An 18,885-nucleotide genomic window follows, 5' to 3' on the forward strand; every position below is an offset into this window, starting at 1 on the left:
GCGGGAAATCTGGTTTTTATTTATCAGCCAAGGGAACATTTACATAGGATCAGAAGTTTGTGGCAGAATAGTCTTCATATTAATTGCAGATCGGGTGATCATATTTGGAAGTACAGGCATTGCAGGAGGTCGAAAAACTGGCCTTAAAAAAACATAAAATTTTTAAACAGAGTAAAACTCGGTATCTTGCGAGAGCGGCTCTTGCCTCGATGTTCATCGGTTTTGGAGTGATCGTCGCATTCAAGACCGGGAATTTCTTTTACCTGGAGCATTCTCCCTTCGCCTATCCCATGGCGGCGATTACCTTTGGTGCAGCGATTATCCTGATTGCCTATGGTGGCGGTGATTTGTTTACCGGGAATACCTTTTACTATACCTTTGCTGCACTGAGGAAAAAAATGGAGTGGCTGCAAGTCGTCAGGATGTGGGCATACAGCTACCTGGGCAATATAATCGGTGCCGCTGCTTTCGCTTTTCTGATTTACACAACTGGGCTGTTTGATGACCACTCGGTTAACGGGTTCTTGCTGAGCGTCGCTGAAAAGAAAACCCTCGCTCCCACCTCAGAACTATTCTTCAGGGGAATCCTCTGTAACTGGCTGGTTTGTCTGGCGTTTTTCGTGCCGATGGCGATGAAGGGCGACGGACCAAAAATGTTCGCGATGGTGTTGTTTGTCTTCTGCTTTTTCATTTCCGGATATGAACACAGCATTGCCAATATGTGCACCTTTGCGATCAGCATGGTTCTTGACCAGCCTGAGTCCGTAACCCTTGCTGGTGTGATCCATAACCTTATACCCGTGACAATCGGCAACCTGATCGGAGGGGGAATCATGATGGGTTGGATGTATTACTATGCGAATAAGCCTTATTTTGAAGACTAGAGAAAAAATAAAAGCCGGATTTAGATGATTTCTAAATCCAGCTTTTTTTTAATGAACATATATAAAGTTGCTGAGTGCTTTAATGATTTAGCTTTAATAGGTAATGCCAACCTGGTTGATGATGATAGACATTATCGAAAGCGTCATCACAAAACCGGTATCAACATCAGCCCCTGCCGGCAGCGGTCATCCATTCGTACTGGCGGAGTTTTACTTCGTACAATGTCAATGGATCGCGATACAATTCAGGGTTGATTCTCATTTTCTCAAGTTCATTCTTGCCATACTGGATTTCGGAACGTGCCTCTTCTACTGCTTCTTCAAGAACGATGAATGGCTGCTTGAAGAATAGATTCACATCGCGTTCAATCGATTTTTCAAAAATTTCGAATTGCTGAAGGAATCTCTTTGCGATTGACACGGCGATTTCATAATAATCTTCCGACTCAAGATAAGTCTTGTATCGGTTATACAGCATCGCATTATTTTGCGGCAGCACTCCGAGCAGCTTGCCAGCGCTTTTCAGGAAAAATTGCTGCGGTGTGGAGCGGTGCATGATGTTGACCTTCTCATAATGGACGCCATTCGTCATTCGGTCAGCATCCCGGCGCCAGTCATCAAGCACGCGGAAATCACAATCCAGATGAATTCTTTCCTCTCCATACATCGAGTTGAATCCTTCAGCCATTTCATTCAAATAGTTCTGGCTGTGGTCGAACTCATCTTTTGAAAATTGAATCCACCCTTGTAGATCATCATGGAATTTTGGCAGGATGGTTGCATCAAGATAGTCCTGAATCCTTTTGTTCATTTCCCTGTCCATGTCATCATGGAGCTTGCCAAAATCGCTCTCTTCGGTTACCAAATCGGAGCATCCGCGCAGTATTTCAGGGATTTTCTCAATGATTTCTGCACGGGTATCATCCTTGATTTTGCGGAACGATTTCTGGATTGAACGTGACTTCTCCTCTTCAATGTCTCCCAGCTGGTTGATTGCGCCGTTTAACTTGCCGACCATATCTTCATTCCAGCTGATCGACTCCGTATGGTTATTCTCGATTTCAATACGCTTATCAAGCAAATACGTTATGGCTCTTCTGACAAAGAACTGCAGTTTTGAAGTGCGTTCCTCTTCAATATTGACTGCACTTCTGTTTGTTTTGATAAAATCTGAGAAATCCTTTAACTGCTGCCCTTTTTCATAGTTGGATGAGAAAGCGAACATCTTCGCATCAGGGTAGTATTGGCTGATTTCTGACCATGTTTGATCGAAAATATCGATCGCCTCCTGCTGACTGTAGATAACATCCATTTTATTCAGCAGGAAGTGAATTGGCAGGTTCGGGAAGTACTCAGATATTTTCGAAAGGATTTCCCTTTCTTTTTCAGTAAATGGATCGTTTGCATTAAGCACGAACAATAAGCTGTCAGCAAAACGCAGGTAATTATACAGCGGATGCTTGTCATAGTTATTGCGGTTGACCCCCGGCGTATCGATCAGGGCAAGGGCATGTTCACGCAGGAACGGAAATTGCGCCTTGAAATCAATGATTGTTTCATTCTTATGTGTCTGGCGGCGAACCCCTGCCGCTTCCTTGAAGTCTTCAATATTAGTGATCTGGCGGAAGTCAGTATCCGTGATTTCATAGATTTCCGGATTTTCCTGATCATGAAACCTGATAACAGCAGCAGTCGGAGCCGTGATCAGTTCTTCACCCATAATCGTATTGACGAAGGATGACTTTCCATTGCCTGATACACCAGCAATCAACAGATTATGGACATTGGATCCGTTCAGTTCTTGTACCATCCACTTAATTCTGTTGCCTACCTCAATCTCATGCTCTTCTGCCCATTGAATGATCGACTGGAACAGCCTCATGCTATCCTCGTAGCCATCATGATATTCTCGCGAATTCAAAACCAGGGTTTCGGCATCATGGATGGCTGATGAAGTGATGGATCCAGGAAATACTTCATTCCAGGCAATGATTGAGGATGCAGATACAAGACTGTTAGCCGGTGTCGTGATTTTAAGCCAATTGGTCAGTAATTCTGGTATCAAAGGGGAAATTTCCTTTACCAGACGGTCTCCATTGATCAAGTCGAAATAGGTTTCCTGATAGACTGCTGACAGCTGGTTCCAGCCATCTCTCCTATTCCCATCCATTCCGCTGAATAATTGATTGAAATCCTTTAACCATGTCATGTAAGAGCTCTTGCCCCTATAGCTTTCCCACAGGGATACAGCCAGCTGTTCAAAGCGGCTCCGATCCACCTGGAAAAGCACAGATAAGGCTTCATTGAAATATTCAGGCGCAAATGGACCAGTTTGCCCCTGGTCCACGTACTGATTCAAGACATCGAACCATTTTGGCGAGCCAGTGCGTACAGCTTCATTCACTGCCAGTTCGACAGCATTTCCCCAGTCCTGGTGTTCTTCAAAGAAAGCCCGTGCGATTTCTGTCACACCAGGGTAGTCCGGATCAAGCGCTACGGACTTCTTGATGACAGCAACTGCTTTTTCGAGCTTCCCCTGCTCTATATAAAGAGATAAAAGCTGCAGTCCGCTTTCAATTTTCAGGACATTGCTTTCTGTATCGATCGACAGGTACAGATCCTCTGCAGATGAAAGCAGGCCAAGCTCCAGGAACGCATCCCCCATATTCTTTTTCGCCCATGGCTCCAGTTCATTCGTGATGTTTTCCCATTTAAAAATAGCTGCCTCATAGTCTTTATTATGAAAATAGACCTCTCCCTGAGAAAAGCGAATATAGGATAGATCCGGCATATCATTCTTTTGCTCAGCAAGGTACAGTTCTCCAAGTACCCGGACTGGGTGGTTGTTCCCTGAATCCATATAGGTTTCAAAATACGACTTTTTGATTAATTGCTCTTCAAATGTCATGACTTTCCTCCGACCTGTTGATAATATTAATCCAAAAAAAGAGCCTTCAGATTTCTTCAGGCGTAAAAATTTGTGTTTGATAACTTTTCTTTTTCCCTTATCCGGCTTGCCCTCAAACCTTATCATTGTATTCTATCAAACAATTTTTCATTCAAGATTTCAGGAAGCTTTCAGTTCTGCTACAAGCATTGAAACATATGTAATGTTTTTAATAAAAGAGCCATTTATTTGCCAAATGTTGTCGAATCAGGGAATCAACTATATCTTTCGAACTATAGTTGTAATTTCTGGGGTTGAAATGAAGTTTGTCACACCGCTGATAGGGCAAAATCATTATAATGAAAGGTATCAAACGATCGAAAAGGAGATTGTTATGCTAAGTTTAAAGATTATGGGCACACCCATCGAACATATTGCATCGGAACATATTAAGAACCATTCTGTCATTCTGAACAATAAAACAATTGCCATGATCAAGGGAACAGCAGAAGAAGTCGAATTCCAGATTGATCCATATCTGGACCTGGATGAGTTCCAATTTTTACGGGATATTATCCTGGAGCTGAGCTATGGGAACGAGGCCGCGATCGATGAAAGAAACTGCCAGCTTGGCTATCTGGAGAATGGTGAGAAAGCCTTTTTGATAAAGAACTGGGAAGAGTGGAAGGCGTTCTTGATGAAAGCTAAGCTGCGAACGCTTGAAGGCCAAAACGTGCAGGCAGTGAATCCGGACGGAGAAGAACTTGGCTCCGGAATACTTGCTGAGTATGAAATTGCTCCAATTCCGTTCCGGATCACCAGCTGCACTTTGATCACCCTGTTCGGGGAAAGAAAGTTTGAAGGAAAAAATATAAAAATAGTGCCAACAAATCAGTTTGGCTAAAACGAAGAAGCAGCGAAAAAAATCGCTGCTTCATTTTTTCTTATTCAGTTCGTCAATCAACTGCTTTGTCCGTTTCGCATTTCCTTCGGCGAAGTTTTCAAGACGTTCCTTCAGCTCTGAATCATTATGGATACGTTCGGCAGTTATTAAATAGGTTCGCATCAAATCTTCTTCGATTTCAATTGAGTTCTCTAATACTTCTTCTATTGATTCTTTATTGCGGTCTTGATGAAAAAGGTCCATCGTCTCAATCCCCACTTTTAATTCTTTCGCAAGCTGAAATCACAACAGTAAAAATTGAAAAGAGCTCTCCTTTTATCATCGCCGACAGGCTACTTTTTATACTCTGCCTTCTTCCAGATAAAGAATGCTGTTGTTGCCAAAATGGTTGAAATCAAAGCTGCGATCACTGCGCCATACACACGCTCATCCTCATGCCCATAATACCCTTCAATCGCGTTTGACAGAGCTACGACATTCACAGCAAGGAACAGGAAAATCGAAAGGAATGCTGCTCTTTTTTTATCCATGCCTTACTTCCCTCCCCACTGCAAAAACCTTGCCGTCTTTGATTTCCAGAAGGATCTTTGGAAGCTCGCGCTGTGGCGGTCCTGCCATTGGCTGGCCGCTGTCTACATTGAAATAGCCTTTGTGGCAAGGGCACAGGAGAACATTTTCCTTATGCTCATAAAAGACTGGACATTGCAGGTGAGTACATTTATTGTTGTAGGCGACGAATTTATCCTCGGGAGTCCTGACTAAAATCGCCGGTTCACTTTTCGTCGGATAGTTGAAGTTCCTGGATTCTCCGATTGCCAGGTCATCGATGTCAGTGATTTCTACTCGTTTCACTTCCCCATTTTCATCGCGCAGGAATGTGAAGATTCCAAACGGAGTCGTTGCAAGCCCAATGGCGACCGTTGCTCCAAATGAAGCTTTCAAGAAAGCCCTCCTGTTCAAATGAACATCGTCTTTCCTGTTCAGATTATCGATCAGCTTGATCATATCTTTATCATCTTCATGATGGTTTTTGTTTTTATCATCACTCATGGCTTAATCCTCCTGCACTTAGAGTTAAAACTTAGCATCTATTTTTTCTGCCAGGTTAAGATATTCCTTGAATAGCGGGCTGTTTTCCGCTGCAATTGCCGGTGTTTCACTATTTTCATCTGCTTCCTGGATCGGCAGCTGCCCGAGTAATTCCGATCCAAGCTGTTCCGCCAGTTCTTCGCCGCCGCCTTTACCAAAAATAAAATACTTCTGGTCGCTGTCTTCAGGTTTGAAGTAAGACATATTCTCGACTACACCAATGACTTCATGCTTGCTTTTGATCGCCATCGCTCCTGCACGCTCCGCTACGAATGATGCAGCTTTATGCGGAGTTGTCACGACGATTTCCTTGCTCTGGGGGATCATCAGGTGCATATCAAGTGCCACGTCTCCTGTCCCCGGCGGCATATCAAGAATGAAATAATCCATTTCTCCCCACAGCACATCTTCGGTAAAATGCTGGATCATCTTGCCAAGCATCGGCCCCCGCCAGACAATGGGCTCATTGTCCTTCACAAGAAAACCCATTGACATGACCTTGATGCCATTCGCTTCTACCGGAATGATTTTTCCGTTGAACGTTTTTGGCTTTGAATCTATATTAAGGATTTTCGGTACGCTGAATCCATAAATATCAAGATCAATGATTGCAACTGACTTGCCAAGCTTTAGAAGCGCGAGCGCAAGATTCACAGATAATGATGATTTACCAACTCCGCCCTTTCCGCTTGTCACCGCCAGTACATTTCCTTTTAACATTTTAAAGCACCTCTTTTTGGATGGGTTATTATTCCCTACCTTATTAAAACTCAGTCGAAACAACATGCTGAAAAAAACACTGATAATTTCCAGTTCGCTATAAATTTGATTTTTCGCTATTAAATCGGATTTTCGCTATATTATATTGATTTTCGCTATAAAAATCAGATTTTTACTATATTATTTTGGTTTTCGCTATATTCTTAGCCAATGTAAAGCATATGAGCCGGCCCTAATGAACTTAGCGCTCTCTTCCGGCCGGCTCTTATAAATTTATTACTGAGAATCTGTGTAAACACCGAAGAATTCAGGAACGTAATCCCATTTATTTCCCTCTTGCGGCTTTTTGCCTTCCACAAGGTTCATTTGTGTGCGTCTTCTGCGCAGCTGCTGCATTTCGTCGAAGTCGATGAAGCGGATCGCGTCACTAGGGCAGACAGAATGCGCACATTGGAGCGATATCGTAGCGCGTTCTGTCGTAGCACATATCACATTTGTACATTTTGTTTTTCTCAAAGTCGAATTTAGGGATTCCGAATGGGCAGCCGAATGTACAGTTGCGGCATCCTATGCATTTTTCCTCCATCGCTGAAAGCACGACGCCTTCATCTGTGATCTGGATGGCGTTAGCCGGGCAGACACGCGCACATGCCGGATCTTTACATTGCATGCACAGCATCGGGAAGGTCTGGCGCGATTCGGTAAAATCAACATATTCTACATAGTTCCGTTCTTTTGCGTCATGGTCTCCGCACTCTCGGCAGGCTGCCTGGCAGGCACGGCATCCGATACAGCGTTCGAATTCGAGATACATAATCTTATTCATAATAGCCGTTCCTCCTATTTCGTCAGTTTTTCAAGCTTTACAGCACAGACTTTAAATTCAGGCATCCTTGAGAATGGGTCCAATGCCGGACTGGTCAATTGGTTGACCGCGAGCTTTTTGCCCCAGTGGTATGGGACGAACAACGTATCTTTGCGAATTGCTTTTGTTATTTTTACCGGAACGATCATATCGCCGCGCGGAGTTGAAAGTCTTACTCTTTCGCCGTTTTCAATCTGGTACTGGCTTGCCAGTTCAGGATGCATCTCCACGAACGGCTCAGGGCATTGCTCCATCAGGAAGCCGACGCGTCTTGTCTGGTTTCCTGAAAGGTAATGGAACACTACCCGGCCTGTTGTCAGCCATAATGGATATTCCTTTGATTGGACTTCGGCAGGTCCCCTGAAATCGCAGACTGCCAAATTCGCTCTTCCATCTTCTGTAGCAAAACGCTCCTTGAAAACAGATGGCGTTCCTTTATGATCCTCAGCAGGCGCTGGCCAGAAAACGCCATCCTGCTCGTCAATTTTCTCGTATGTTACACCGAAGTAGTCCGCTTTGCCTCCTTTTGAAGCGAGGCGCAGTTCATCAAAGATTTCCCTCGGCTCGCTGTAATCGAAGAACTTTCCTTTACCAAGGCGGTCAGCGATCAGCTTCATGATTTCCCAGTCAGGCTTGGATTCACCAATCGGCTCAACCACCTTACGGATCCTGATGACGCGGCCTTCGATATTTGTTGTCGTTCCTTCGTCCTCAGCCCATGTTGTTGCTGGCAAAACGACGTCTGCAAGTTCGGCAGTCTCTGACATGAAGAAGTCATTTACTACAAGGAAGTCGAGCTTTTCGAGCGATTCCTGCACATAGTTGATATTCGGTGATGAAACAACGGGATTCGAGCAGATGACATGCAGTGCGCGGATCGTCTTGTCTTGCATCAGATGGAACATTTCGTATGCAGAAACACCTTCTTTTGGCATTTCCTCAGGCTTAATGCCCCAAACGCCGGCTACGTGCTCAACATCTTTAGGGTTGGTGATTTTACGGTAGCCCGGAAGTGCATCTGCTTTTTGTCCGTGCTCGCGTCCGCCCTGTCCGTTGCCCTGTCCTGTGAAAGTTGCAACACCTGAGGCGAATTTTCCGATTTGCCCCCTCAGCAATGCCATTGAAGTATAAAGACTAACGTTATCAACACCGGAAGTCTGCTGTTCAGCACCACGTGCGAACATGACGACTGAGCGTGGTGATTTTCCGAAAATGTGCGCTGCCTTGATGATTTTCTCAACAGCAACTCCAGTAAGCAGCGATGTATATTCTGGCGTGAATTTCGCCGTCATTTCTTTTAATTCAGCAAAATTATTGCAGCGTTCCTGGACATACTCGTGATCAACATAGTCATGCTTGATCAACAAGTGCATGATGCCGTTTGCTAGCGCTGCATCCGTTCCCGGAAGCAAATCAAGGTGGACATCTGCCAAACGTGCGGTTGCCGTTTCACGAGGATCCGCAACAATGAATTTCGCCCCTTTGTCCTTCGCCTTCCAGAACCACTGGATGCTTGTCGGATGGCACTCGGCTGTGTTGGATCCAGCCATGAAGAACGTGTCCGTATGCTCAAGCTCTGTCCAGGGAAGTGTCGAACCGCGGTCCATGCCAAGCGTCTTGTTGAAACCGCCGGCTGCAGAACTCATGCAGTAGCGGCCGTTATAGTCGATATATCGAGTACCGAGGCCGACACGTGCGTACTTCCCGACCAGATAGCACTTCTCATTTGTCATCGATACGCCGCCGTAGACCCCAATTGCATCCTTGCCGTATGTTCCCTGGATTCCTTTATATTTGCTTTCAATCAAGTCGAGCGCTTCATCCCAGGTTGCTTCAACAAACTTGCCATTCTTTTTGATCAAAGGCGTTTTGATCCGGTCCGGATGGTCGACTGTCTGATAGGCAGTAACTCCTTTAGGACACATTTTCCCTTTGGTTAAAACCCAGTCATACCGAGGTTCTACACCTACAACCTTGTTGTTTTTTTCATCGACGCGGATGTGCATACCGCATTGCATTCCACAGTAGCAGCAGTGGGTTGTGACTAGCTTTTCCCCTTTGCGGATCTGGTTCTTAACGCCTTCTTTAACGAGAAACTGGCTCATTGACTTTTTCCTCCTTTGAATCCTGTTCAATTCCGTAAAACTCTTCCGAACGTTTTTTGCTGAATCCTGATATGTGAATACCGTTATTTGTGTTAACCGGTCCGTATGGATTTCCTTTTGGCGCTTCAAGGTTCATTTGTTTCATTGCCCTCATCCGGCGGCGGCAGCCTGTGCAGTAATCTGAAAGGTATGTTCCATCCGCTAGCTGCAGGTCGAAATTCTGGCTTTTTAAAATTGCCTGGACATCCGCTATCTGGTCGTCGTTGCTGTATGGCTGCCCGCAGCTCTTGCATGCTTTCGTATCCACTTTGACCACCTCTTGATAACTCATTGGAACGGCTGTAGCCAGCGGCCTGATTGGCACATGGAACAGTTTTCCGAAAGGGAAGTACATTAGCATGATAATCACTGTTACCTGGTGGATAAGTGACATATAATGATGCATCCAGCCATCCAGGAATGTGTACTGAATTGTCAGGATCAAGCCTGTAACGGTTACTGCCAGAAGAATGATCAATGGCAGAATATCGAACTCGAATCGCTGGGTTACTTTTACATCGTAGTCAGTGATGCGTCGGTATAGGGCCATCCCCGCTCCGATCAAAACCATGATTGCTCCGATGTTAAGGCCGTTATAAACGATCTCAGCGAAAATCCCGTGAGCCGCCATCGTAATGGTCGGCATATCGAACACGATGATCTGGTAGGTTTCCGGGTCGATCAGGTCGAAACGCATCCATCCGAATGTAAGGCCGAATGTGATAGCGAATGATATGATGCAGCCCCATGAAATCATGAAGTGCTGGATGCCGCGGTAAATCCCGCGCTGGAAAATGAATTTTTGCAAAATGATATTATCGATTAAGGTTTTAACTAGGGCTTTTGAATTCCGCTTTAATCTTTCTTTATTTAAAAGGTTATCAACGCTTCGCTTTGCCACTCTGTTCGTCGCTTTACGCCACATCCAGAAGCTCATCCTGATTGTAAGGCCGATGGCAAACACTGCTGATGCGATGGCATATCCCAGAAGCGCCATGTCAATATGGATGAACTTCGATGTTGAATACCACATTGAGAAAAATAATATAGTCACAACGACAAAGGAATACATGCTTGTTTTGGAGTAAAAAGATTTCTCGAATTTGTACAACTTTGCTACCTCCCTGTAAATCGTTTCCGATTTCAAAATCATCTTAGCATGGAATAACAGTCAAAATAGGATGCAATTGTAAACAATTTGTGAATAGTGAAAAATTGATTTGATAGCGTTTCTAGCACACTAATCTCCACCATGAACCTTACTTACCTAAATCTTAAGTTAGGCAGATTAAAAGATATGTGAAGTCCGTCACACTAGAATAACTGGACACAAAATCGTAATAATTTTGTGTCGGAGTTCACAATTTTCACCTTCTTCGCATGTTGACCAAGAGCAAGAAATGTCATATTCAGTTCCATTGAATGGATGCTAAAATGAAAGCCATGAGTAAGTTGAGTTAATAGAAGTCCGGCATGTATTTGCCTATACTTAAACTATCAAGACTAGAAAGGTTGGGGAGTAATGGACAATTTCAAAGCGTTCATGGTGAACAAGACAGAGGAAGATTTTTCTGCAGAAGTTAAAACGATTGGACTAATGGATCTGCCTGCCGGTGAAGTGCTTATCAAGGTTGCCTACTCAAGCGTCAACTATAAGGATGGGCTGGCGAGCATTCCGCAAGGCAGGATTGTCAGATCCTACCCTTTCGTACCTGGCATCGACCTTGCCGGTACGATTGTCCGTTCAGACGACAGCCGGTTCAAGGAAGGCGATAAGGTCATCGCCACAAGCTATGAGATAGGAGTCTCCCACTACGGCGGATTCAGCGAATATGCAAGGATACCCGGTGACTGGATTGTGCCTCTTCCCGATGGTCTTACTTCCAGAGAAGCAATGGTATTCGGGACAGCAGGATTCACGGCAGCATTATCTGTGCACCGACTAGAAGAAAATGGTCTCACTCCTGAAAAAGGAAAAGTCCTAGTGACCGGAGCAACCGGCGGGGTCGGCAGCGTGGCAGTCGCGATGCTCGCTAAGCGGGGATATCATGTAGTCGCAAGTACGGGCAAAGAGTCAGAGCACGAGTACCTGTATAAAATTGGCGCTGCAGAAGTCATCAGCCGCGAAGAATTGGCTGGCGAAAAGGCGAAGCCTCTTGATAAACAGCTCTGGGCAGCAGCAGTAGACCCGGTTGGCGGCAAGACACTAGCAGCGATCCTAAGCAAACTTGAGTACAACGGATCTGCAGCAGTCAGCGGACTCACGGGCGGAACAGATGTAGCAACGACTGTCTTCCCATTCATTCTAAGAGGAATTAATTTACTTGGCATCGACTCTGTATACTGCCCAATGGAAACAAGGAAAATCCTTTGGCAGCGGATGGCCACAGACCTGAAGCCAGCAGGATTATTTGAAGCGATCGAAAATGAAGTGACACTGGAAGAACTACCTGGCGTACTATCCCGTATCTTAAAAGGCGAGAATCGCGGACGGACAGTTGTAAAAATGTAAATCAAAGTGCGTATTAGTCTCGAGGGGCTATGTGCCGGAGTTTGATTAGAACAAATAGCCCGCATCCATTTCAGGATCCGGGCTGTTTTTTAGACCTTAAAAGCTATTTTTCATGTGCTAAATGTCTAGAAACTTTGTACTACGGTATTCTCTGAGTCTACTTTTTCCAGATGTCCGCAGTCGTTCATGAACATCACGACTTTCTGGCTGCCATTGACCCTCAACAAATGGATTCCGGTATCTCCAGTTGGAAAATAGGTATCCGATAACACCGGCAAGTTTAGAAATGCTCTCAGCAAATTAGAAATCATGCCTCCGTGTGAGACAATCGCGATTCTTTTCCGGCCTGCGCTTTCGGCAAGAATCTTTGAAAATATCGTTTGTGCCCGGAATCGGAATTCGAGTTGGGATTCTCCCTCTTCTATGGGTTCATGTGGCTTCCTTCCGCCCTCTGGTTCCGGATAGCGCAATTTGGCCTCAGCGTATGGAAGGCCAGCTAACACTCCATTGTTGAACTCTCTTAAACGGTCATCTTCAATGACCTCAATGCCCGTTTCCCTGCTCAGGATTTCCGCGGTTTCCCTTGCCCGTTTCAACGTGCTGGCCCAGATGACTTCGGGCATATATTTTTCCTTTACGACTTTGGCCATTTCCTCTGCCTGCCTACGTCCGTGATCTGTCAGCAGAAAATCCGCCCTTCCCTCATGAACCTGAAGGATATCCCCTTCCGACTCACCATGCCTGATCAATAAAATCTCCATGTTCTCAACCCTTTTCATATTAAGCTATCTAGATTATTTCTTCATTCCCCTGAAAATACCTCTATTAATTTCATATGATAAAGTTCGGTTTCTTCATAGTGTGGCATATGTCCGGAATTCTCGAACCAGACGATTTCTTTTTCTGGAGCCGATAAAGTTTCCATATATCTTTCAGCAAGCTGTGAAGGTACAGAATAATCATGTCTGCCGAGAAAGAAGCAGACGGGAACTTCTACACTCTTCACCAATTTCCGCAGGTCAGTTGCAAGCAGTTCCTGATGAAGGTGCTTTACACTGAATAAGGAACCCCTAAAAAAATTAATTTTATCTTTTAGGCTGTATTCCGGTGCTGAAAATATATATTTGAAAACATCTCGCCCTGGTTTGCTGTGCATCTTGCCACCAAATTTCTCCAACCAGACTGAATATTTCCACAAGCCCTTCGAGAAGTTATAAAAAGGAGGTTTTCCGATTGATTGCAGTTCACTTAGAGCTTTCTTGTTTCCCGTTTTCTCAGCTTGATCGATTACAAACTGATAGCTGACTTTCAGGTTCTCCAGCAAGCCTGTGGCCTGCGCGACCCCCACATATTTTATAAAATAATGCGGATACCGTTTTACCATCAGCATACCAAGAATGGTCCCAAAGGAATGCCCATGCAAATAAAATTTCTCAAACTGCTTTCCAAATTGTTCTTTTATAAAGAGTATCAGCTCTTCTGCATCAGAGAGCAACTGCTCCAAATTCATGCTATCCACCTTTAAGGAATTAGAGAATGACTTTGCAGCTCCGCGCTGATCCCAATTGACGACTGTAAAAAATCTTTCCAATGGTCCATTAAGGACATGCGATAAATACATTTCACTTTGCCCCGGCCCACCATGAATCATTAACATTACAGGATTTCTTTTATCCTCTCCCCTAATCAATATGCTTTGCTCAACCCCTCCTAAACGCACGTTTACAAGCTCAGAAATACTATTTTCTTTAACCAAGCCCTTTTCATCTAAAATTGGTCTTGTCTTAACAAAAATATTCATAATACTCATCCCTTCCAGCTTATCCAAATTCAAATATCCAATGTTGGATATTTAGGGTTAAAAACAACTTTTCATTTCTGAAAAGTCATTTTGATTCCAAATAATTAATTACTTTTTCAATAAGTGCCATATCTGCCTTAATTATTTCCAGCGTGTTCTCAAACGCATATGCCATAACCGGATTATATGCCTCAGAATTTGCTTTGTTTTCCTTTCCCTTAAGCCAGTTTTTCATCATTTCTTGTAATTCATTAAGGTTCTCGCTGAGGATCACCTGTGCCTCCTGCTTCGGAAGCTTTTCAACCATTGCTAATGAAAGCATGAAATCAGATTTTAAAGAGTGAGGATGAGCCTTTAAATTCTCCTTCAATAACTCGATGTACTCCTCTTCTCCTTTTTTTGTAATCCCATAGATTTTCCGAACCCGGGCACCTGTACGTTCTTCCCTGACTGTTTCGATGCTCCCATCCGTCTCCAATTTATTAAGAGCATAATAAATCGAACCAGATAACACATTTGCCCATTGGTCTACTCTGCTCTCCTGGATTATGGTCTGGATCTCATATCCATGCATATGCTTATTTTTCAATAAGCCAAGAATAATGAGTTTTGACACTTTCACAACTCCATTCTAAAATAACCAACGTTGGATAATTACATCTTAAATATTTTGCTAATAAATGTCAACAGAATCATCTGCTCATTGATTGACAAAAAAAAGACCCAAATTCAATTTGGATCTTCCCCAACTATTTTGCAGGACCGAGGCTTGACCGTCTGATTACCTGGTTGATCACTTCAGAAAAAACAAGTCCAACGGCTATTGCGCCAGAGATCATCGATGCTTTCGCTGCCAAAGAGAGCGCTACATTATAGTCATTCTCCACGAAGTTCCTCATCGCATCATATGCCAGTCCGCCTGGCACCAATGGGATAATCCCTGCGACACTAAAAATGATGATCGGTGTCCGGTATGCTTTTGCAAACACCTGGCTGACGACAGCGATTAAAAATGAGGCCATCAAGGTGGCAAAAATTGTCCCGAACCCATTGATATCAAGGGCAAAATAAACGATCCAGCCAACCATCCCGGAAAATCCACATTTAATCAATGATTCTTTCGGCGCGTTAAAGATGATTCCGAATGCTGCTGAAGCAATAAAGCTTGTAATAAGCTGTTCTATATACATCATCGCTTTTTCTCCTGCCTATAAAAATGATAATATTGCCGCGATTCCCGAACCGATCGCAAATGCCGTCAGCAGTGCTTCAGCTCCTTTTGACAAACCTGAAACCAAATGGCCGGCCATCAAATCCCGGACAGCATTTGTGATCAATAAGCCAGGCACAAGCGGCATTACCGATCCAATAATGATTTTATCAAGCTCCTGCCCCAGGCCCAATTTTACAAAGAAGAACGCTACCATCCCAATAAAGAAAGAAGATAGGAATTCAGCGAAAAATTTTACCGGAACAATCCTGTGTAAATATACGACCAGGAAGAAACCTATTCCTCCCGCCGCCATTGATGGCAGAAAGTCGAGCCAACTGCCAAGGAACATGATGGTAAAACACCCGCTCGCAATCGCTGCCGCTGTGATTTGAATCTTAAAAGAGTAGGTTAAGTTGGCTTTCTCCATTTCCTTAAGGAGATTGATAGCCTCCTCGAGACCTACCTCGCCGCTGCTGATTTTCCGCGAAACACTGTTGACCATCGCCACTTTTCGCAAGTCGGTTGTCCGGTCTGAAATCCGGACGAGCTTCGTTTTTTCGGGTCCTACCCCTTCGACAGAAAAGATGATTCCGGTTGGCGTTACATAACTATGCGTCTGATCAATGCCAAAGGCAGAAGCCATCCTCGACATCGTATCCTCTACCCGGTAAGTTTCTGCACCGCTTTGAAGCATTATCTTGCCCGCAAGCAGGCATGCACGCATCACTTCAAATGTCTGATCCTGTTTCTCCATAATTGTCCTCACTTACCAATACGTACTGTGTAAATTTCTTTATCAGTTTAAATCAAAAGAGAGCTCATGTGCAACCAAGTAAAAAGCCAGCCCATTTTATCGGACTGACTCAGGAAAATATGATCAGGACATAGCTTCTTTAGGCTGGCGGATTTCTTTCGTTTTCCGTCCCTCCATTATGGTAAAAATCACTGCAAAAATCATGAAAGCACTGGATAACTGAAATAGAGCAGCGATTGAAAAATATTGTGCCAGCAATCCAAATACCAACCCGCTTAATCCGATCCCAAGGTCAATAGAAGAAAAGAACATGCCGTTAGCGACACCTCGGCGATTGGATGCCGTTATTGATAGTGTCCATGACTGGAGTGTCGGGATCAATGACCCAAACCCAATGCCGAACAAAACCCCTGCAACGGCGATCATAAGGTTGGAATGAGCAAAGGATAGCACCCACATACCGATAAAGGTGATGATGGTTGTTACAATTACCAATCCCCTTGGACCATTGCGGTCAAACCATTTACCAGCAATCGGACGGGAAAATGAAGCAAGGATTGCATTAAAAAGATAAAACAAGAAGATTTGCTCGATTCCCCGTTCTTCAGCAAAAATCACAATGAAAGTCACAATAGCACCATATCCCAGACAGATCATCAGAGTAATAAATGCCGGGAACCACCCAGATTTTTCAACCAAAGATCCAAGGTAGGAAAATTTCAAATCTTCTTTCTTCGTATTAAGTACTTCTGCAGGAGTTTGATAATGTACTGTCCCAAGAAGCACCAGGGCTATGACACCAAGAAGCCCTGAAATATAGACAAGATTCTCGAAAGATGTCACCTGGAACAAGAAAATCCCAAGACTAGGGGCAATAATCATCCCGATGGTGATGGAAAGGCCATAATAGCCCATTCCCTCTCCTAATCGGGAATTAGGGACAACATCGACTGCAGCCGTTCCATTCACTGTTGTTGACCATCCCCAGGCCAGGCCGTGAAGCAGGCGGAATGCCAGGAAAATAACGACCACCTGAGACAGCGGGTAAAGGAATGTAATCAGTAATAGCATCAGCGCACCAATCAGGACGAGCGGTTTGCGCGCTTTGTATTCAAGCATGAAGCCAATGAACGGCCTGCTCAAAACTGCCCCGATGGAAAAAAGTGCAGTGACCAACCCGATTTCTGTACCGCTGGCGCCGATTGATTTTATATAAGGCGGCAAGGTTGGAATCAGCATCTGGAATGACATGAAAATGAATAGATTCCCTACCATCAGTTTTATAAATGAAGATGTCCATAAAGGCTCTTTTGTATGTGACAATTTGTTTCTCCCCTTTATCTAAACAGCTGTGTAAAAAAAAGAAAAAACCTTCTGTATGAGAAGATTTAACCAGTATATTTCGCATTTCTAAATAATAGCACAGCCAGCTGGATAAATAAAAGGAAAAATATGTGATATTGAATGTATTTTGCTTAGTGCTTGAACGTCTGATTATTTCGATTTAGTTTTTTGAGAAAGAATGGTACACCCTACTGTTTTACTAGCAAAATCATCAAAGGTTCATTTTTCTTTTTTCAAAAAAAAATTTTCCCAACTACATGTAAGTTTCTTTCTTATTTGCTTTGGATAAATGGAAGTGTACGAATTTTCTAATAATAAGGAGGAAATTATGAAGAGGTTTAGTGTCATCGTTTTAGCTATCATGTTATTTGGTTTTATTCTTACACCATCGTTTGTCACACCTAAGGCATCCTTGCTTTCTGTAGAACTTGACCCAAAGCTTCAAAACCTGCTGAACAATCCTTTAAGCAGTGAAGAAGCCGAAATGATCATCACCTATAAGGAAATGCCGCTGGTTTCTGATCTTAAACTATTGGAGACTTTAGGATTTGAAACAAAAGCTTTCGGTTCGCTGCCGATGGTCGCGGTTAAAGGGAAGATCAGCCTTTTGAACGAGCTGCTTTTAACAGCAACAAATATCCTGTCCGTTTACTCTAATGAGGAATTGGACTATTTCCTTCGTGACAGCAGAGCACTGATTGGTGCGGAGGCTGTATGGACCGACCTCGGTTATACAGGAAAAGGTGTTACTGTTGCGGTCATCGACAGCGGAATTGATGCAACTCATCAGGATTTGGAATACGGCGAAAAAGTTATCCAGAACGTTAAATTCGCAGTCGGCGATCTATTCGGCAATGAACCTCTCTATCTCGAAAACCAGCTCAATACAGACACGACCTCAGGACATGGGACACATGTCGCGGGCACCATCGCCGGAAACGGGACTGCCAGTGATGGTCTGTATAAAGGCGTGGCACCAGATGCTAAATTAGTCGGCCTTGGCGTAGGCGAAGGCATCAATATTCTTTGGTCACTTGAAGCGTTCGATTATGCCATCAAAAACCAGGAAAAGTACGGTATCGATGTCATCAGCAACAGCTGGGGATCAACCGGGGAGTATTCACCTGACCATCCAATAAACGTTGCTTCAAAAAAAGCACATGACGCTGGGATGACCGTTGTTTTTGCAGCTGGCAACGAAGGTCCTGACGATAATACTCTTAATCCCTACTCAGCAGCTCCTTGGGTGATAAGCGTTGCAGCAGGTACAAAGGATAAACAATTGGCAGACTTCTCGTCACGTGGTGTAGCCGGAGATGAATTCTTGCATCCGGATATCACCGCACCAGGCGTAGACATCGTTGCAACCCGTTCTTCAACCGGACTTGTCATGAATGCACTTGGAACGGTTACGGATGCAACTTACATTGATCCGCTCCATCTGCCGTTCTATACAACATCCAGCGGAACAAGCATGGCCACGCCGCACATTTCAGGAGTTGTCGCATTAATGCTGGAAGCAAACCCTTCCCTTACTCCAGATATGGCCCTTGATCTGATGGTGCAAACCGCCGATCCAATGGCCGGCTACCAGCTGCACGAAGTTGGAGCAGGCTATGTTAACGCCTATAAAGCAGTCGAAGCAGTCACTTCCGGAAAAATCACCGCACTATCAAGTAAAGGCAAGAAAAAATAAATCCCGAATCCTCCTCAGTCTTTGAGGGGGATTTTTGTATTGTTTTACCAGTAAATCTCCTTCATTTTCTGA

The 18,885-nt window shown here is 44.2% G+C and carries 18 protein-coding genes; 4 read left to right on the forward strand and 14 right to left on the reverse strand.

From position 1 onward, the window contains the following. Positions 1–104 precede the first annotated feature (104 nt). Positions 105–884 carry a formate/nitrite transporter family protein gene (locus tag ACXAEA_RS19015; protein ID WP_475097412.1) on the forward strand — a complete coding sequence of 260 codons (780 nt, stop codon included), beginning with the start codon at positions 105–107 and terminating at the stop codon, positions 882–884. 166 nt (positions 885–1,050) lie between these two features. Here the strand turns inward: ACXAEA_RS19015 and ACXAEA_RS19020 are convergent, their stop codons facing one another. Further along, positions 1,051–3,792 (reverse strand): dynamin family protein, encoded by a 2,742-nt coding sequence (locus ACXAEA_RS19020; protein WP_475097413.1) that lies wholly within the window; start codon positions 3,790–3,792, stop codon positions 1,051–1,053. A gap of 373 nt (positions 3,793–4,165) precedes the next feature. On the opposite strand from ACXAEA_RS19020, the gene ACXAEA_RS19025 reads away from it, so the two are divergent. Continuing rightward, complete coding sequence (locus ACXAEA_RS19025) at positions 4,166–4,675, forward strand: hypothetical protein (RefSeq protein WP_475097414.1); 510 nt, start codon at positions 4,166–4,168, stop codon at positions 4,673–4,675. Positions 4,676–4,705: 30 nt separating this feature from the next. Here ACXAEA_RS19025 and ACXAEA_RS19030 read toward each other — a convergent pair whose 3' ends face one another. The 7 genes from ACXAEA_RS19030 to ACXAEA_RS19060 all read right to left on the reverse strand — a co-directional run bounded on the left by ACXAEA_RS19030 (position 4,706) and on the right by ACXAEA_RS19060 (position 10,604). Next, positions 4,706–4,918, reverse strand: a complete 213-nt coding sequence (locus tag ACXAEA_RS19030; RefSeq protein WP_475097415.1) for a hypothetical protein — start codon at positions 4,916–4,918, stop codon at positions 4,706–4,708. A gap of 89 nt (positions 4,919–5,007) precedes the next feature. Next, positions 5,008–5,205 carry a hypothetical protein gene (locus ACXAEA_RS19035; protein ID WP_475097416.1) on the reverse strand — a complete coding sequence of 66 codons (198 nt, stop codon included), beginning with the start codon at positions 5,203–5,205 and terminating at the stop codon, positions 5,008–5,010. Then, complete coding sequence (locus tag ACXAEA_RS19040) at positions 5,198–5,725, reverse strand: QcrA and Rieske domain-containing protein (RefSeq protein WP_475097417.1); 528 nt, start codon at positions 5,723–5,725, stop codon at positions 5,198–5,200. Before ACXAEA_RS19040 ends, ACXAEA_RS19035 begins: the two co-directional genes overlap by 8 nt. Positions 5,726–5,749: 24 nt before the next feature. Continuing rightward, complete coding sequence (locus ACXAEA_RS19045; RefSeq protein ID WP_475097418.1) at positions 5,750–6,484, reverse strand: Mrp/NBP35 family ATP-binding protein; 735 nt, start codon at positions 6,482–6,484, stop codon at positions 5,750–5,752. 427 nt (positions 6,485–6,911) lie between these two features. Continuing rightward, positions 6,912–7,310, reverse strand: coding sequence for a 4Fe-4S dicluster domain-containing protein (locus ACXAEA_RS19050; RefSeq protein WP_475097419.1), 399 nt, complete (start codon positions 7,308–7,310; stop codon positions 6,912–6,914). A 14-nt stretch (positions 7,311–7,324) separates the two neighbouring features. Next, the gene (fdhF, locus tag ACXAEA_RS19055) at positions 7,325–9,454 is read right to left on the reverse strand and encodes a formate dehydrogenase subunit alpha (RefSeq protein ID WP_475097420.1); all 2,130 of its coding nucleotides are present in this window, start codon (positions 9,452–9,454) and stop codon (positions 7,325–7,327) included. Then, a complete protein-coding gene (locus tag ACXAEA_RS19060) occupies positions 9,435–10,604 on the reverse strand; it encodes an MFS transporter (protein ID WP_475097421.1) in 1,170 nt (389 codons plus the stop codon). Before ACXAEA_RS19060 ends, fdhF begins: the two co-directional genes overlap by 20 nt. A 411-nt stretch (positions 10,605–11,015) precedes the next feature. Here ACXAEA_RS19060 and ACXAEA_RS19065 point away from each other — a divergent pair, with 411 nt between their 5' ends. Next, positions 11,016–12,005, forward strand: coding sequence for an NADPH:quinone oxidoreductase family protein (locus ACXAEA_RS19065; RefSeq protein ID WP_475097422.1), 990 nt, complete (start codon positions 11,016–11,018; stop codon positions 12,003–12,005). A 125-nt stretch (positions 12,006–12,130) separates the two neighbouring features. On the opposite strand, the gene ACXAEA_RS19070 is transcribed toward ACXAEA_RS19065, so the two are convergent. From ACXAEA_RS19070 to ACXAEA_RS19095, 6 genes are all read right to left on the reverse strand, one after another. Next, entirely contained in the window at positions 12,131–12,766 is a 636-nt protein-coding gene (locus ACXAEA_RS19070; protein WP_475097423.1) for a histidine phosphatase family protein, read from the reverse strand. Between the two features lie 41 nt (positions 12,767–12,807). Beyond that, positions 12,808–13,806, reverse strand: coding sequence for an alpha/beta fold hydrolase (locus ACXAEA_RS19075; protein WP_475097424.1), 999 nt, complete (start codon positions 13,804–13,806; stop codon positions 12,808–12,810). An 85-nt stretch (positions 13,807–13,891) separates the two neighbouring features. After that, positions 13,892–14,422, reverse strand: coding sequence for a PadR family transcriptional regulator (locus ACXAEA_RS19080; protein WP_475097425.1), 531 nt, complete (start codon positions 14,420–14,422; stop codon positions 13,892–13,894). A 133-nt stretch (positions 14,423–14,555) separates the two neighbouring features. Further along, on the reverse strand, positions 14,556–14,999 hold the full coding sequence (locus ACXAEA_RS19085) for a threonine/serine exporter family protein (protein WP_475097426.1): 444 nt from the start codon (positions 14,997–14,999) through the stop codon (positions 14,556–14,558). Between the two features lie 15 nt (positions 15,000–15,014). Continuing rightward, positions 15,015–15,773 carry a threonine/serine exporter family protein gene (locus ACXAEA_RS19090; protein ID WP_475097427.1) on the reverse strand — a complete coding sequence of 253 codons (759 nt, stop codon included), beginning with the start codon at positions 15,771–15,773 and terminating at the stop codon, positions 15,015–15,017. A gap of 123 nt (positions 15,774–15,896) precedes the next feature. Beyond that, entirely contained in the window at positions 15,897–17,048 is a 1,152-nt protein-coding gene (locus ACXAEA_RS19095) for an MFS transporter (protein ID WP_475098170.1), read from the reverse strand. 397 nt (positions 17,049–17,445) lie between these two features. On the opposite strand from ACXAEA_RS19095, the gene ACXAEA_RS19100 reads away from it, so the two are divergent. Further along, entirely contained in the window at positions 17,446–18,813 is a 1,368-nt protein-coding gene (locus ACXAEA_RS19100) for a S8 family serine peptidase (RefSeq protein ID WP_475097428.1), read from the forward strand. Positions 18,814–18,885 lie beyond the last annotated feature (72 nt).

The sequence above is a fragment of the Mesobacillus sp. ABV4_180 genome, assembly GCF_056158485.1.

What these genes read in the sequence shown, in the direction of transcription:
- ACXAEA_RS19020 (WP_475097413.1), bottom strand. Translation starts at nt 3,792, where the DNA reads ATGACATTTGAAGAGCAATTAATCAAAAAGTCGTATTTTGAAACCTAT.
- ACXAEA_RS19025 (WP_475097414.1), top strand. Translation starts at nt 4,166, where the DNA reads ATGCTAAGTTTAAAGATTATGGGCACACCCATCGAACATATTGCATCG.
- ACXAEA_RS19030 (WP_475097415.1), bottom strand. Translation starts at nt 4,918, where the DNA reads ATGGACCTTTTTCATCAAGACCGCAATAAAGAATCAATAGAAGAAGTA.
- ACXAEA_RS19035 (WP_475097416.1), bottom strand. Translation starts at nt 5,205, where the DNA reads ATGGATAAAAAAAGAGCAGCATTCCTTTCGATTTTCCTGTTCCTTGCT.
- ACXAEA_RS19040 (WP_475097417.1), bottom strand. Translation starts at nt 5,725, where the DNA reads ATGAGTGATGATAAAAACAAAAACCATCATGAAGATGATAAAGATATG.
- ACXAEA_RS19045 (WP_475097418.1), bottom strand. Translation starts at nt 6,484, where the DNA reads ATGTTAAAAGGAAATGTACTGGCGGTGACAAGCGGAAAGGGCGGAGTT.
- ACXAEA_RS19050 (WP_475097419.1), bottom strand. Translation starts at nt 7,310, where the DNA reads ATGAATAAGATTATGTATCTCGAATTCGAACGCTGTATCGGATGCCGT.
- fdhF (WP_475097420.1), bottom strand. Translation starts at nt 9,454, where the DNA reads ATGAGCCAGTTTCTCGTTAAAGAAGGCGTTAAGAACCAGATCCGCAAA.
- ACXAEA_RS19065 (WP_475097422.1), top strand. Translation starts at nt 11,016, where the DNA reads ATGGACAATTTCAAAGCGTTCATGGTGAACAAGACAGAGGAAGATTTT.
- ACXAEA_RS19070 (WP_475097423.1), bottom strand. Translation starts at nt 12,766, where the DNA reads ATGGAGATTTTATTGATCAGGCATGGTGAGTCGGAAGGGGATATCCTT.
- ACXAEA_RS19075 (WP_475097424.1), bottom strand. Translation starts at nt 13,806, where the DNA reads ATGAATATTTTTGTTAAGACAAGACCAATTTTAGATGAAAAGGGCTTG.
- ACXAEA_RS19085 (WP_475097426.1), bottom strand. Translation starts at nt 14,999, where the DNA reads ATGATGTATATAGAACAGCTTATTACAAGCTTTATTGCTTCAGCAGCA.
- ACXAEA_RS19090 (WP_475097427.1), bottom strand. Translation starts at nt 15,773, where the DNA reads ATGGAGAAACAGGATCAGACATTTGAAGTGATGCGTGCATGCCTGCTT.
- ACXAEA_RS19095 (WP_475098170.1), bottom strand. Translation starts at nt 17,048, where the DNA reads ATGGTAGGGAATCTATTCATTTTCATGTCATTCCAGATGCTGATTCCA.
- ACXAEA_RS19100 (WP_475097428.1), top strand. Translation starts at nt 17,446, where the DNA reads ATGAAGAGGTTTAGTGTCATCGTTTTAGCTATCATGTTATTTGGTTTT.